15 protein-coding genes and 1 tRNA gene are annotated in these 14,788 nt (G+C 52.2%); 8 read left to right on the top strand and 8 right to left on the bottom strand.

All coding sequences use genetic code 11. From position 1 onward, the window contains the following. Positions 1 to 27: 27 nt before the first annotated feature. The 4 genes from SIL79_RS16315 to dapA all read right to left on the bottom strand — a co-directional run bounded on the left by SIL79_RS16315 (position 28) and on the right by dapA (position 6,617). A complete protein-coding gene (locus tag SIL79_RS16315; RefSeq protein WP_071475554.1) occupies positions 28 to 3,120 on the bottom strand; it encodes an efflux RND transporter permease subunit in 3,093 nt (1,030 codons plus the stop codon). Beyond that, entirely contained in the window at positions 3,117 to 4,202 is a 1,086-nt protein-coding gene (locus tag SIL79_RS16310) for an efflux RND transporter periplasmic adaptor subunit (protein ID WP_039032961.1), read from the bottom strand. Before SIL79_RS16310 ends, SIL79_RS16315 begins: the two co-directional genes overlap by 4 nt. A 425-nt stretch (positions 4,203 to 4,627) precedes the next feature. Further along, a complete protein-coding gene (gene bamC / locus SIL79_RS16305; RefSeq protein WP_039032962.1) occupies positions 4,628 to 5,728 on the bottom strand; it encodes an outer membrane protein assembly factor BamC in 1,101 nt (366 codons plus the stop codon). A 4-nt stretch (positions 5,729 to 5,732) separates the two neighbouring features. After that, positions 5,733 to 6,617, bottom strand: a complete 885-nt coding sequence (dapA, locus tag SIL79_RS16300) for a 4-hydroxy-tetrahydrodipicolinate synthase (RefSeq protein ID WP_039032963.1) — start codon at positions 6,615 to 6,617, stop codon at positions 5,733 to 5,735. A 174-nt stretch (positions 6,618 to 6,791) separates the two neighbouring features. On the opposite strand from dapA, the gene SIL79_RS16295 reads away from it, so the two are divergent. Next, entirely contained in the window at positions 6,792 to 7,340 is a 549-nt protein-coding gene (locus SIL79_RS16295) for a glycine cleavage system protein R (RefSeq protein ID WP_025009712.1), read from the top strand. 40 nt (positions 7,341 to 7,380) lie between these two features. Beyond that, positions 7,381 to 7,848 carry a thioredoxin-dependent thiol peroxidase gene (gene bcp, locus SIL79_RS16290; RefSeq protein ID WP_039032964.1) on the top strand — a complete coding sequence of 156 codons (468 nt, stop codon included), beginning with the start codon at positions 7,381 to 7,383 and terminating at the stop codon, positions 7,846 to 7,848. 776 nt (positions 7,849 to 8,624) lie between these two features. Here bcp and SIL79_RS16285 read toward each other — a convergent pair. Both SIL79_RS16285 and punC read right to left on the bottom strand, forming a co-directional pair. Next, positions 8,625 to 8,715 (bottom strand) — tRNA-Ser (locus SIL79_RS16285). Between the two features lie 81 nt (positions 8,716 to 8,796). Further along, positions 8,797 to 10,038 (bottom strand): purine nucleoside transporter PunC, encoded by a 1,242-nt coding sequence (gene punC / locus SIL79_RS16280; protein WP_234500649.1) that lies wholly within the window; start codon positions 10,036 to 10,038, stop codon positions 8,797 to 8,799. Between the two features lie 128 nt (positions 10,039 to 10,166). Here punC and punR point away from each other — a divergent pair, with 128 nt between their 5' ends. From punR to SIL79_RS16250, 6 genes are all read left to right on the top strand, one after another. Continuing rightward, entirely contained in the window at positions 10,167 to 11,069 is a 903-nt protein-coding gene (gene punR, locus SIL79_RS16275; RefSeq protein ID WP_039032966.1) for a DNA-binding transcriptional activator PunR, read from the top strand. Positions 11,070 to 11,215: 146 nt separating this feature from the next. Further along, positions 11,216 to 11,875, top strand: a complete 660-nt coding sequence (locus SIL79_RS16270) for a Bax inhibitor-1/YccA family protein (RefSeq protein ID WP_039033033.1) — start codon at positions 11,216 to 11,218, stop codon at positions 11,873 to 11,875. Between the two features lie 58 nt (positions 11,876 to 11,933). Further along, positions 11,934 to 12,323 (top strand): sulfurtransferase complex subunit TusD, encoded by a 390-nt coding sequence (tusD, locus tag SIL79_RS16265; RefSeq protein WP_039032967.1) that lies wholly within the window; start codon positions 11,934 to 11,936, stop codon positions 12,321 to 12,323. Then, positions 12,323 to 12,679, top strand: coding sequence for a sulfurtransferase complex subunit TusC (tusC, locus tag SIL79_RS16260; RefSeq protein ID WP_039032968.1), 357 nt, complete (start codon positions 12,323 to 12,325; stop codon positions 12,677 to 12,679). Before tusD ends, tusC begins: the two co-directional genes overlap by 1 nt. Continuing rightward, entirely contained in the window at positions 12,679 to 12,960 is a 282-nt protein-coding gene (gene tusB / locus SIL79_RS16255; RefSeq protein WP_025009739.1) for a sulfurtransferase complex subunit TusB, read from the top strand. The genes tusC and tusB overlap by 1 nt, the downstream gene beginning before the upstream one ends. After that, positions 12,954 to 13,292 (top strand): TusE/DsrC/DsvC family sulfur relay protein, encoded by a 339-nt coding sequence (locus SIL79_RS16250; RefSeq protein WP_039032969.1) that lies wholly within the window; start codon positions 12,954 to 12,956, stop codon positions 13,290 to 13,292. Before tusB ends, SIL79_RS16250 begins: the two co-directional genes overlap by 7 nt. Positions 13,293 to 13,354: 62 nt before the next feature. Here the strand turns inward: SIL79_RS16250 and SIL79_RS16245 are convergent, their stop codons facing one another. Next, on the bottom strand, positions 13,355 to 13,477 hold the full coding sequence (locus SIL79_RS16245) for a hypothetical protein (RefSeq protein ID WP_025009737.1): 123 nt from the start codon (positions 13,475 to 13,477) through the stop codon (positions 13,355 to 13,357). 13 nt (positions 13,478 to 13,490) lie between these two features. Beyond that, entirely contained in the window at positions 13,491 to 14,777 is a 1,287-nt protein-coding gene (gene serS / locus SIL79_RS16240; protein WP_039032970.1) for a serine--tRNA ligase, read from the bottom strand. Positions 14,778 to 14,788 lie beyond the last annotated feature (11 nt).

Here is a 14,788-nt window from a genome sequence, read left to right as displayed (position 1 = left end):
CCAAGCTGGCACTTGGGCTCTATAGAGTTATTCTGCCAGTTCCTTTTCCAACTGTTGAGCCACCGCTTCCGGTGAGCTGGACCGGCGGGCAAATAGTGAGTAAGCCACAGGGATCACCAATAGGGTAAACACTGTAGCCAGCAAGATGCCGGAGAGCACCACCACACCAATAACAAAACGGGTCTCGGCGCCGGCACCTTCGGCAAGCACCAGAGGAACGGCGCCGGCGGCCGTGGTTATGCCTGTCATCAGTATCGGTCTGAGCCTTTGGTTGGCTGCCTGCAAAATAGCGGCGTCGAACTCAAGTCCCTTATCTCTGAGCTGATTGGCAAACTCGACGATAAGAATGCCGTTTTTGGCCGCCAGCCCTACCAACATGATGATGCCTATCTGGCTGTAGATATTCAGACTTTGGCCGGTCAGCAGCAGGCCCACCAAGGCGCCCACGGTTGCCAGCGGCACAGTCAGCATGATCACCATGGGGTGGATATAGCTTTCAAACTGCGCCGCCAATACCAGGAACACAATTCCCAGCGCCAACAGAAACACGAAGTACATGGAGCTGCCGGACTCCTGATAGTCGAGCGACTGGCCTTTGTAGCTTATCAAGGCTTCTGCCGGTAGATAGGTGTGGGCCAAATCATTGAGATAATCGAGCGCCTCACCCAGGCTATAACCTTCCGCCAGACTGGCCTCCAGGGTTATCGCCCGCATCCGGTTGTAGCGATTGAGCTGACTGGCGTCGGCAAACTCCTCAATGGTCACCAGATTCGAGAGCGGGATCAGCTGCTTGCTGCGATCTGAGCGTACATAGATATTCTGCATATCCGAGGCGGTGTTCTGGCTTTCGCGGTTGCCTTCAATGATCACATCATACTCTTCACCGTCGCGCATAAAGGTGGTTACCAGGCGTGAACCCAACATGGATTCCAGTGTACGCCCTATATGAGCAATGGAGACCCCGAGATCCGCCGCCCTGTCTTTATCGATGACCACTCTGAGCTGAGGCTTGGTTTCCTTGTAGTCATGATCCAAACCGACCAGATTGGGGTTTTCCGCCGCTTTTTCCAGCATAATGTCGCGCCATCTGGCGAGCTCCTCATAACTGGGGCCGCCAATGACAAACTGTACAGGTTTACCGACACCGCGGCCAAAGGCCTGGCGCATCACTGGAAATGCCCTGACACCGGCGAGATCGGCAAGCCTGCCACGGATATCATTGATGATCTCCTTGGCGGGACGGCGCTGGCCCCAATCATTGAGTACTATGATCGCCATACCGTTGGAGAAGTTGGCCGAGCCGCCCCAACCGCGAGGCGCACGGATCAACAAACGTTTGACTTCGCCGCTGTCGACCAAAGGCATCAAACGCTGTTCCACCTCGTTCATATAGGCTTCAATATATTCATAGCTGGCGCCCTCCGGGCCATTGACCATCAGGAACATTGAGCCTCTGTCTTCCTGAGGAGCAAACTCCTGCGGGATCTGTTTAACCATGTAGGCACTGGCCCCGAGAGCCACCACCACCAAAAGGGAAGCCAACAAGGGATGCTTCATGGCGCCGGTAAGACTGCGGCTGTAAAAGCCTGCCAGAGCGTTCATTCCCTTATCGACCTTGCGCATCAGCCAGGTATCCTGGCTCGCGGGTTTAAGCAGCTTGGAACACATCATGGGGCTGAGTGTCAGGGCCACTATCGAGGAAAACAACACGGCAGCACTCATGGTGACGGCAAACTCTTTAAACAACTTGCCGAGATCGCCATCAAGGAAGGTGATCGGCATAAATACCGCCACCAATACCGCCGTAGTGGCGATAACCGCAAAGGCCACCTCTCGGGCGCCGAGGAAAGCGGCTTTCAGTGGACTGTCGCCCTCTTCGATACGGCGGTGAATGTTTTCCAGCATCACGATGGCATCATCCACCACCATGCCGATGGCCAGGATCATCGCCAGCAGGGTCAAGAGGTTAATTGTGTATCCCAAGGCGTAAAGCACGATAAAAGTGGCTAGTAGGGATACGGGCACAGTTAGCGCCGGGATCAACATGGCGCGCACACTGCCAAGGAACAGGTAGATGACGATGATCACCAGAATAATGGCGATAAACAGCGTCTGATAAACCTCGTCGATAGAGGCTTCGATAAATACCGAGCTGTCGTAGGAGCGTTTGATCTCCATCCCCTGGGGCAGAGTCGGGTTGATCTCATCCACCAGTTTATTCACTGCCCGCGCCACTTCCAAAGTATTGGCGGTAGACTGTTTGGAGACCCCAAGGCCTATCATGGCCTCGCCATTACCGCGGAACATGATCCGCTCTTCCTCCGAGCCGATTTCGACCTGAGCTACATCTCCGAGCTTAACCAGGTAACCGTCGCCCCCTTGGGTCAGCGCCAGGTTGGCAAAGTCTTCGGCGGTGCGAAAGCTACGCTCAAGCCGCACGGTAAAGTGGCGCTCTTTGGATTCGATGGAGCCGGCCGGCAGTTCGACGTTTTCCGATCGTAGCGCCGCTTCGATATCGGCCACCGTCAGGTTACGGGCTGCCAGCGCCTGGCGGTCAATCCAGACCCGCATGGCGTAGACCTTGCCGCCACCGACACGCATATTGGCTACCCCGTCGATGACGGAGAATCTGTCGGTGAGGTAACGACGGGCATAATCGGTGAGTTGCAAAGTGGTCATCTGATCCGACACCAGATTAAGCCACATGATCACTTCATCACCGCCATTGGCCTTTTGTACTTCCGGCGGATCGGCCTCTTCCGGCAGGTTATCGAGCAAACCTGAAATACGGTCGCGGACATCGTTGGCCGCGGCTTCAATATCGCGGTCGATATCAAATTCCAGCACCACGGAAGAGCGGCCGTCTGTACTGGATGAATTGATATGGCGTATGCCTTCAACGCCACTGATCCTGTCTTCAATCAGTTGAGTGATCCGGCTTTCCACCACGGAGGCACTGGCGCCGCGATAACTGGTATCTATCGAGACTATCGGTGGGTCAATATCCGGATATTCGCGCAGTGGCAACTTACCGAAGGACACCAGACCGAAAGCGATCAACAAAAGACTGATGACCGAAGCCAAAACCGGTCGTTTAACGGAAATGTCTGTCAGTATCATGCTGTGGTCTTCGCCTCTTCAGCCGTCAGGAAGCTGAAATGTTCCTTGAACTCCACCTTGACCTTGTCACCGGGACGGACCTTGAGGATCCCGCGAATGATCACCTGCTCACCCAGCTCGACGCCTTCGAGAATTTCCACCCAGCCACGGCTGCGCAGCCCTATGGTGACCTGTCGCTGTTCTACCACACCTTCGCTGTTGGCCAGATAGAGGTAGTGGCGGTTTTGAATAGGAATAATAGCCGACTCTGGCAGCAGTAATGCCTCACGGTTTTGCTTGATAAGCTTCACTTTCATCAACATACCCGGCAGCAGTTGACCATCCGGGTTGGGGATTTCGGCGCGCACCACGACTGCCCTTGTGGTAGGGTTAACCCGGCTGTCGATAGAAACAACCTTGCCGCGAAACAGCTTATCCGGATAGGCTACCGCACGGGCTTCCACGATTTTGCCCGGCAACAAGTCCTGAATAAACCGCTCGGGAACCGAAAAGTCCAACTTGATAACCGAGATATCATCCAGGGTGGTGATCACCACGCCCGGGGTCACCAGGCTACCGACCGAGACTTGGCGTAATCCCAGGCGACCGTTGAAGGGGGCGGTGATCTGCCTGTCCCGCAGTGCCGCCTGGGCCTGTTCGACTTCGGCCCTGGCACTTTCTATCAGGGTTTGCAGTCGGTCGCGTTCGGTTTCAGCCACTGTCTTGCTGGTGACAAGCGAGCTGATGCGGTCAAACTCACGGGTATTCTCCCGCACCTTGATCCTGGCCAATTCCACCCTGGCCTGCTGCTCGGCGTCCTGCAGTTTAGCAAGTAGCTGTCCTTGCTTGACTATCTGACCATCATCGAAACGAATCAAGGTCACCACATCACTGACTTTAGGGGTGATGGTTACTGATTCATAAGCCTTGGAGGTACCAAGTGCTTCCACTTCATCCCTTACGGCCTGAATGGCGGCCTTATACACCACAACATTGGGTACCGGGCGGGCCTTTTTCTCCGCCGGGGCTTGCTGCTGATGCCATTGCTGATAACCAATGGCAGCGGCCGCCAGTAGTACCACTAGGAGTATTGTTTTTTTCATTGATTGTCCGAAGGTACAGAGTTTTATGGGTAAAACAGTTTACCCTGCGACTTATCGGCTTCAATACGTTTTACTTTTACTTACAAATTACATTTATTTGACATAGATAGACACACAGTCAAAACATCTGCATTAACCACTACCAGCCAGAGATACCGGCCGCCTAATTCCACAGAAAGCAAAGAGTGTTCTGCATAAGGCCATATAAGCAGTGACTGACTTATTTCATCATTCGTTCTGTATAACTGAATGCACAGCATAAAGATTACACAAAAACATTACAAATTAAGTGGTTATAGAGAAGAGTTAGTTGATACTGCCGAAGGGCTCTGGTGGCTAAAAGTCCCTATTGCCTGGCAAGCAATAAAAAAGGCGCCGAATTCGGCGCCTTTCCAATCAAACCGGCAGCAATAAACCAGAAGCGCTTAACGCACCTTGCGATCTTCGCGCATTAACTCCGCCAGATTCTGATAAACGGCTTCAATGGTTTCATTCGCGAGTGGCTGATCGGCCACATCGTGCAGACGAATTTCAGTCTGTTCTTTGTTGGCAGCATCTTCTTTCAGCAACAAACGATAACTGCCCTCTTTGAGCGCCAACTTGTTATCGCCCCACAAGGAACTCCAGAAGCCGGAGTTGTCATTCAGATTAACGTAGAACAAGCCTTTGCTTGAGTCCATGTCCACGACTTCCAAGCCAAGCTCCGGCAGTACTATCCGTAGACGATCCCAGGTGCGCTTGAAGGGCGCATCGGCCACCCAGTAGCTCTCACTGTCACCACCCTGAGACAGTGACATATCAATGCCCAGACTCTGCTTGATGCGGTTGGCCTTGATCATCTGTTCACGCTTGAGGCTCATATAGGCCACAGCACTGTTGAGCATATCTATGGTATAACGGCGCTTGTCTTCACCGCTGAGCAATACCGGCAGCTCTGAGCCGTCATAATGCTCTTCGTGGTCGATAAGTGTGATCAGCAAATTACCGGTACGGCCATGAGGGCGAACTTCAACATCAAAACGAAAACGCTGCCGCAGTTGGTAGACTTTATCGCTGCCAAACCAGGAAGAATCGAGCACCTGCTCTGTCTCAATCCAGTCGGTCTCGATAGAGCCTTTATCATAATCTTCAGAGACAACGCCATAGCTTTGCTTTTGCAGATAACCCTTAACTGTACTGTAAATCTCCTGTTTGAGATCAACACTGTTGTCAATGGACTCAACCACCACTTTAATGTTGTCACTGCCCTCTTCCACATGGGTGCCTTCCGCCATAGGCAGTACTTGCAAAGGCGGACGAATATCGAGTTTTTCACCGACAAACTCGGGATTGCTTTTGGCGCCCGCTTGCGGGATCTCAAACTCTTTACTGAATCTTGGAGTGTCCAAACCTTCCGGGATCACCAAAGGTGCTGAAGTGCCGGCATCTACGTATTCGAAGTCGCCATTGGCCTGGCGACGATCAATCGGCGTACTGCAGGCTGTAACAGCGACAACCATCACTAAGGGGGTAACTTGCTTTAGCATTAAATTATTCAACCTCTATCCCGGCTTTTTGCATTGCGTTAAGCAACAGACCATGAAACTCTTCGGAAAGTTCAGTCAGAGGCAAACGAATTGTGCCTTCGCTGATGAGTCCCATACGGTGAACCGCCCATTTAACCGGTATTGGGTTTGCCTCACAAAAGAGTGCGCTGTACAAGCCGCTCAGGGATTCATCAATGGCTTTTGCCTCTACGGATCTTCCTTGCAGCGCCGCATCACACATAGCCTTGAATGCCTTAGGGACGATATTATTGGCAACCGAGATCACCCCATTGCCGCCAAGGGCCAAAAATTCACGCGCCGTGGCATCGTCGCCACTGAACAGCAGAAAATCGTCACCGCAAAGCTCACGCAGTTGCTTCACCCGGGAGAGGTCGCCAGTGGCTTCTTTCACCCCAATGATGTTGGGCACATCACAAAGCTGGGCAACGGTTTCCGGCTTCATGTCAACCGAAGTGCGGCCGGGAACGTTATACAGAATTTGGGGAACATCCGTGCTGGCTGCAACCGCTTTATAATGGGCAACCAAGCCTTTAGGTGTTGGCTTGTTATAGTAAGGAGTAACCCCCAACATGGCGGCCACGTCGAGTTTCGACAATTCCCGGGTCAGTTCTATGGCTTCGGCGGTGGCATTGGCACCATTACCGCCTATGACGGGAATACGACCTGCGGCAAAAGAAAGGGTTTGCGACACCACTTCAAGGTGCTCGTGAATGGGCAGAGTGGCTGATTCGCCTGTGGTACCAACTGCAACTATGGCATCAGTCCCCTGTTTGATATGAAATTCCACCAAACGCTCGAGACTTGCAAAATCCACTGAGCCATCGCCTTGCATGGGCGTAATTAAGGCTACGATGCTTCCGTTTATCATCTTATGTCCCCAAGATTTCAGGATTCGCTATGGTACTGGTGCAGCCAGCCAATGACAAGCACTGTCAGGGCTAACAAATCGAATAAGTTGTGGTAGCATGGTTGACTGCACAAAAAACTCAGCTCACAGTGGCTGAGTTTTCGCTCTATGATACCGGAAATATGAGGAAAATTCATGACCAACTACCTGGTCGTTACCGCTATGGGCGCCGACCGTCCCGGCCTGGTCAGCAAACTGGCAAGATTAGCCAGTGATTGCGACTGTGACATAGTCGACAGCCGCATGGCGCTGTTCGGCAACGAGTTTACTCTAATTATGATGTTGTCCGGCTCCTGGGCATCCATTACCAAGATAGAAACCAGCCTTCCCAGTCTCAGTGTCGAGCTTGAGCTGATGACAGTGATGAAGCGCACCTCCAAGCACACGCCGCAAAATTATATCTCGCGTATTGAAGTGACTTTCAATGGTCAGGATCAGCGTGGCACCATGAAGCGCATCTCGCAGTTTTTGGCAGACAGATCTTTGGATCTCGGTGCGGTACGCTCATATTCGGAAGAGTTGCCGGACGGCAGCCAGACTCAGCACGTTTTCCTGGCCATCAATATCCCGGAAAAAGTCGAATTGGATAAGCTGGAAACCAGCATTCAAGCCTTGGCCGAAGAGATGTCCCTGACCTGCAACATCAAACGTATGCAAGGAATTGCGGTTCCCAAGGCCGATTGAATCCCACTTATACCAAATAAAGATCAAAAGGATTGAACGCATGAACACCTTAAATGCAGGCGATAAAGCGCCACTCTTCACCCTTAAAAACCAAAACGATGAAAATGTTTCACTGCAAGATTGCCTGAAAAAAGGCCGGGTACTGGTGTACTTCTACCCCAAGGCGATGACGCCGGGCTGCACAGTGCAAGCCTGTGGTCTCAGAGACAGCAAGACGGAACTGGACGAATTCAATGTAACCGTGCTTGGAATAAGCACTGATCCCGTGGCGAGACTGGGCAAGTTTATCGATAAGCATGAGCTCAACTTCACTCTGCTCAGCGATGAAGATCACGCAGTAGCCGATGCCTTCGGCGTCTGGGGCGAGAAAAAATTTATGGGCAAAGTTTATGATGGTCTGCACCGCCTGAGTTTTCTGATTGACCAGGACGGCACCATCAGCCACAGATTCGACAAGTTCAAGACCAAAGATCACCATCAAGTGGTGCTGGACTATCTCAAGGGATAAATCCCGTGGCTAGTTTGCCGGCTTCTATTGCGGGCACTTGCTACATAGCTAACCTAAGTTCTGTAGCTCCGAGCCTGAAATACTAAAAAAGTCCGCAATGCGTAATGCCGTTCACTTAATGTGAACGGCATTAATCCATCGGCGTCATTATTGCTTAATCAAAAAATGAAAAAGCCCGCCTGTTTGCACAAGCCGGCTTCACTGAATATGGCAAAGGAGCAGGGATTTGAACCCTGCATGACGGCGCTATAAACCCACCATCCACTAACCGCCCATACCAGGCTAATGGCAATCATCAAAATAAGATACGAAAAAGCCCGCCTGTTTGCACAAGCGGGCTTCACTGAATATGGCAAAGGAGCAGGGATTTGAACCCTGCATGACGGCGCTATAAACCCAGCAATCCTCAAAGCGGTGCCAAGCTAGCAGCAATCATCAAAACTGAGAGACGAAAAAGCCCGCCTGTTTGCACAAGCGGCCTCTCTGAATATGGTAAAGGAGCTGGGATTTGAACCCTGCATAAGGGCGCTATAAACCCGGCAATCCGCTAACCGCCTATACCTGGCTAATAGCTATCATCAAAACTGAGAGACGAAAAAGCCCGCCTGTTTGCACAAGCGGGCTTCTCTGAATATGGCAAAGGAGCAGGGATTTGAACCCTGCATGACGGCGCTATAAACCCACCATCCTCTAACCGCCCATACCAGGCTAATGGCAATCATCAAAATAAGATACGAAAAAGCCCGCCTGTTTGCACAAGCGGGCTTCTCTGAATATGGCGGAGGAGCAGGGATTTGAACCCTGGATGGGCTATAAACCCATGCCGGTTTTCAAGACCGGTGCATTCAACCACTCTGCCACCCCTCCGAACGCTGCAAATACTATAGTGAGCGTCTGAGACTGTAAAGTAGAAAATGTCATGGTCTTATCTATTTGCTCAATCTGCACTCAGTCCTTAGGTGTTTCTTCTGCATGCATTGCCAAACGCGCCGGATCCGGCTTGGTAAAACCTGCCCTCACCTGCGACCAGTCGGCAAACTGACGCAGTTTATAGCCAGCAAATACCAGCACACTGCACCCCAGGATCCCCCAGGCAATAGCAGTTTCCCCGGCCGTGGCCCACACAGCAACCAGGCTTGATGCTCCGAATGCCAAGGTGATCTGTAAAAAGTTTTGCAGACCGGCCGCTTTGGAGGCGCACTGACTGAAATGTTGCAGCGCACTGTTAACCACTATCGGATAAATGGCACCATTGGCGGCGGCCAGTACAGAAAACGCAATTAGCAGTGGATAGATGGTTTGCGCCTTGAATACCAAAGTCGCCAAGGCTATCGCCAGCACACACAAACCAAACAGCGCCAGCAACAGTTTAAGCGTCATCTCACTGCCTACCCTGCGGATAAGCAACTTGCTGGCATAGCCACCGACGATAAACATGATGGTTTGCGGAATAAAGCTTAAACCTATGGCATCTGCCTGGTAGCCGTGCTGTTCCATCACTATCGGCCAGAGTGTCAGGTAGGCGAAGAAAGCCCCGGAACATGCACCATAGATGAGTACATTGCCCAAATAACCTGTGTTGTTGAAAAAGGTCTTGTAAGCCACTTTTTCTTCAGCTTTGGCCGAGCCTTCGCTTGCCGGCTTAACCAACACCATGGTCAATGCCATCAATGCCGTTGCCGTCGCTGCCAAAATGAAAAATATCGCTTCCCAGCCCAGATGCCCAAGCACCTTGGCGCCGAGAATGGGCGCCAATGCCGGTGACAAGGCCACCAAGGGCATGATGTTGGAGAAAATGCGTTGTGAGTCTTTGGCATCATACTGCTCTACCACCAAAGCCTGCCAAATGACGGCAGCACTGCAGACGCCTATCGCCTGGAAGAAACGGGCACAGTTGAGCATGATGATATTGTCACTGAAACCTATACTGACTGTCGCCAGGGCAAACAACGCCAAACCACCGAGCAGTGAGTTGCGTTTACCGAAACGCTGCACCAGAGGGCCGTAGAGCAGTTGCCCCAAGGCCAATCCGGCCAGGAAAGAGGTCAAGGACATGGCTACTTGAGAAGCGCTGGCATCAAGAGAGCTTTCAATTGCTTTGAATGCTGGGAGATACATGTCGGTCGCGATGAAAGCCAACATGCTCAGAAGCGCGAGATAGCATAAAAACATGAAATATTTAAGAGTCATATACAACCTGGTTACAACTTAAGATAAAAGTAATATGAATGCCGGTGCAGTCTAAAGCCTTGCTCTATCGAGGTGAAACGTTTATTTTTGACTTATGCCTTCAAATATTCTCACAGCAAGGAATCGCCATGCTTTCTGAACAGTCGTTACAACTTATCGATATTGTTTCTCACCTTGGCAGTTTCACCGCCGCAGCCAACAAGCTGCATAAGGTGCCCTCCGCCGTGAGTTATGCCATTAAGCAGATTGAGGAAGAGCTGGGGGTTGTGCTATTTGAACGCCACCACCGCAGCGTCAGTTTGACGCCCGCCGGAGCTCACTTCGTCAAGGAAGCCAGGATCATGCTCAAGCAACTGGACGATCTGAAACGGGAAACCCAGCGGGTGGCCAATGGTTGGCAACCGACGCTGTCCATCGCTTTGGATAACATAGTCAGGGCAGACAGGATCAGTGTGTTAATTGCCGACTTCTATCGCCACTTCACCGATGTGGAGCTGATCATTCGCATTGAGGTGTTCAACGGTGTTTGGGAAGCCTTGTCTACCGGGCGCAGCGATGTTGCCATAGGGGCGACCACCGCCATTCCGGTCGGCGGCGCCTACCATCACAGAGACATGGGCGACATCGAGTGGGCATTTTTGGTGAGCAAGTCTCACCCATTGGCGGCCATAGACCGGCCTCTGGAGGATGAAGAGCTCAGGCCCTTCCCCTCTATTTGCCTGGACGATACTTCCAGAGAGATCCCCAAGCGCCACACCTGGTTGCTGGACAATCAGCGCCGCTTGGTGGTGCCGGATTGGATCCGTGCCATCAACTGCTTCCGCGAAGGCTTGGGGATAGGCTATATGCCGGTGCACCTTGCCAGCCCCTTTATTCGCGCCGGAGCCTTGGTGGAAAAACAGTTAGCAACGCCGCTACCGGCCAGTTCCTGCTGTCTGGCTTGGAATGCCAATAAGATGTCACCGGCGCTCAAATGGGTACTGGATTATCTGGGCGATACCGAAAAACTGCACAGAGAGTGGCTCGCCTGACTTTAATTCATAAAGGATTCAGTGTTTAATGGCACAATCTATAACAGGAAACCTGCAGCGGAACCATATAAGGTTTAAGCTGCTCTAACATGGAAACTAGCCGGGCCATTAACCCTGGCTATGTCAGTCAACCTTCGGAGAAGCAAATGACTCAGCAAACCCTTTATTCGAGCCAAACTTCCACTATGGAAGTGAACAAAATGCTCAGAAACACCTACATGCTGCTGGCAATGACCATAGGGTTTTCAGCCGTATGTGCCGCCATCGCCATGGCGATGGGAATCGGCCCCATGATGTCACTGGGACTTTCCATCGGTGGCTTGGTGTTGCTGTTCGTTACCCTGAGAAAAGCCGATTCCGCTGCCGGGATCTTTTGGGTATTTGCCTTTACCGGTATGGAAGGTGCGTCTCTGGGTTATATCCTCAACCATTACGCCGGCATGAGTAACGGTCCTGAGTTGATTATTCAGGCCTTTGGTCTGACATCAGCCATCTTCGTCGCCCTGTCGGCCTATGCCGTGACCACCAAGAAAGATTTTTCCTTTATGCGCGGCTTCTTGATTGCTGGTCTGGTGGTCGTCATTGCCGCAGCAGTGATCAATATATTTGTCGGTAACGGCGCAGTATTTATGGCGGTCAATGCGGGTATCGCCCTGCTGATGACAGGTTTTATCCTGTTTGATACCAGCCGTATCGTTAATGGGGGTGAGACCAACTATATCCGCGCTACTATCGCCCTTTACCTGGATTTCCTCAACCTGTTTATCAGCCTGCTGCACCTTATGGGTGTTGGTGGCGATGACTGATCCCCACGGGATGGAAAATAGGTTAAAATGGCCCTAATTCAGGGTCATTTTTTTTGGTATGAGCAAACTTATTATTATGGTGAATGGCAGTGTCTACGGCCCGGCGGCCGGCTTCCATGCACTCAAATATACCCGGGCGGCGCTGCAAGCGGGCCATGAGGTTCACTGCGTATTCTTTTATCAGGACGGCGTAAGTCAGTCCAATGCCCTATGCGCGCCGGCATCGGACGAATTGGACTTAACTGCCGCATGGCAACAGTTGGCAAAGGAGTGGCAGCTTAATCTGGTGAACTGCGTCTCTGCCGCCCTGCGCCGCGGTGTGCTTTCAGCACAGGACGCCAAGGACAACGCCAAAGCGAGTGCCAATCTGGCCGCTGGCTTTACCATGGGAGGGCTTGGCGAGTTGGTCACCGGGCTTGAAAAGAGTGATCGTCTGGTGAGTTTTTAATGAAGAAAATAGCCATTATTTTTCGCCGGGCTCCGCATGGTTCGGCTTCCGGGCGCGAAGGCCTGGATCTGGCGCTGCTGAGCGCCAGTTTCGAGCAAGAGGTGAGCCTGATATTTACCGATGAAGGCGTGCTTACGCTGCTGAAGCAGCAGCAACCTGAGCTTATCGGCTGCAAGGATTATATCGCCACCTTAGGTGCGCTGCCGCTCTATGACATAGACACTGTGCTGGTCTGCAAGCAATCGCTGCAGGAATTGGGACTTGGCCGCACCGAACTGGTTATTCCTGCCACCATTTGTGATAACGAGCAGATCCGCCAGACTCTGCTTGATGCCGATGAGGTCATGGTTTTCTGATGATATTACACCAAATACAAACATCGGCGGCGCGCGATACTGCGCTGTCCTGCGCACTGAGATATGCCGGTAAGACAGATGTGTTTCTGCTGGCCGGCGATGCAGTAAGCGCCCTGCTGAAACGTCAATGGGCCATGGCGCTATCACCATTTAAAGTGGTGCTGGTGGCTGATGATGTTAAGGCCCGCGGGCTGGAAGACTTTCTTGGTAATTATGAACAGTTGGATTATCCGGCGCTGGTAGCGCTGACATTGGCTCATACAAAGGTTATTTCGTGGTAGATTTCATTCAATTCAATGACAAGCAGATAGCGACCGATCCTCAAGGGTACTTGAAGCAGGTTTCCGATTGGACGCCCGAGCTGGCGCCCGTTATCGCCGCAGGTGAAGATATAGAGCTGACCGCTGCCCATTGGGAAGTGGTTAACTTTGTGCGTCACTTTTATCTTGAATACAAGACCAGCCCGGCTATCCGGGTTTTGGTCAAGGCAATCGGCCAGGCGCTGGGGCCGGAGAAAGGCAACTCCAAGTACCTCTACACCCTGTTCCCTATGGGGCCGGCCAAGCAGGCAACCAAGATTGCCGGGTTGCCCAAACCGGCCAAGTGTATTTAGAGCAACTCGATTTCGCACACAAAAAAGCCCCGAACTTCGGGGCTTTTTACTATGCAGAATAACTATTTTAAATTCTCATATACCAGCATGGCTGCCTTGCCGAGCGTGGCTAAAAACAGGGCAGAAAAAACTGCGATGACGGCCACGTAGGCAAGCCAGCGCAGGTAGCGCTGACCTTTATCCATATGACCTCACCCATCAACCTATTTTTTCAATGCCACCCATATAGCTGCGCAGTGCTTCAGGTACTGTGACACTGCCATCGGCATTCTGGTAGTTTTCCAAAATGGCTACCAGCGTGCGACCAACTGCCAGACCAGAACCGTTCAGAGTGTGGATAAGCTTTGGCTTGTTGTCGTCTTTGGAGCGATAACGGGCCTGCATTCGCCGCGCCTGGAAGTCACGCACGTTAGAGCAGGAAGAGATCTCACGGTAGGTATTTTGAGCCGGAACCCAGACTTCAACGTCGTAGGTCTTGGCGGCACCAAAGCCCATATCACCGGTACACAGGACGATAGTTCTGTGTGGCAGACCCAGCTTCTTCAGTACGTTTTCGGCGTGACCGACCAACTGTTCCAATGCGGCTTCAGAATCTTCCGGCTTCACCAATTGCACCATTTCGACCTTGTCGAATTGGTGTTGGCGGATAAGGCCGCGAGTATCTTTACCGTAAGAGCCGGCTTCACTGCGGAAGCATGGCGTGTGAGCAGTCAACTTGATAGGCAACTCGGCCTCATCCAGTATGGTGTCGCGGGCCAGGTTAGTCAGCGGCACTTCGGCGGTTGGGATCAGGCTAAGCCCCTGGCCTTCCTCTGTGGCCGGTTTGGTGTGAAACAGATCTTCACCAAATTTGGGCAGTTGGCCTGTGCCCTTAAGGCTGGCTTCGTTGACCAGTAAAGGCACATAGCATTCGGTGTAGCCGTGCTCCTGAGTATGCAAATCCAGCATGAACTGCGCCAGAGCGCGGTGCATACGGGCAATTTGGCCCTGCATAAAGATAAAGCGTGAACCCGTTACCTTAACGGCACTCTTGAAATCCAATCCTTTGAGCTGTTCACCGAGATCCACATGATCCCGTACCGGGAAGTCGAACTCCCTTGGTGTGCCCCAGCGGCGGATTTCCACGTTGTCGTTCTCGTCTGAACCCACAGGTACAGATTCATCCGGCAAATTGGGAATGCTCATGGCAATAGCATCCAGCTCTTCGAGCAGCGCACTCAGCTCCTGCTTTTTACTGTCCAGCTGGCTGCCGAGATCGCCTACCTGCGCCATGATTGGAGCAACGTCCTCACCGCGGGACTTGGCTTGACCTATGGACTTGGAGATGGCATTGCGACTGGCCTGCAGCTCTTCGGTTTCCACCTGCAGCGACTTGCGCTTTTCTTCCAGCTTGGTCAGCCTGTCTACATCGAGGATAAAACCGCGGGTCGCCAGGCGCTCCGCAGTTGTTGCGAGTTCATTACGCAGATATTTTGGATCTAACATGTCTACTTGTC

Origin of the sequence: Shewanella indica, assembly GCF_033842865.1 — a bacterium.
GTDB classification, from domain to species: domain Bacteria; phylum Pseudomonadota; class Gammaproteobacteria; order Enterobacterales; family Shewanellaceae; genus Shewanella; species Shewanella indica.
The sequence above is the reverse complement of the archived record's forward strand: the minus strand, read 5'-3'. Positions and strand labels throughout refer to the sequence as shown.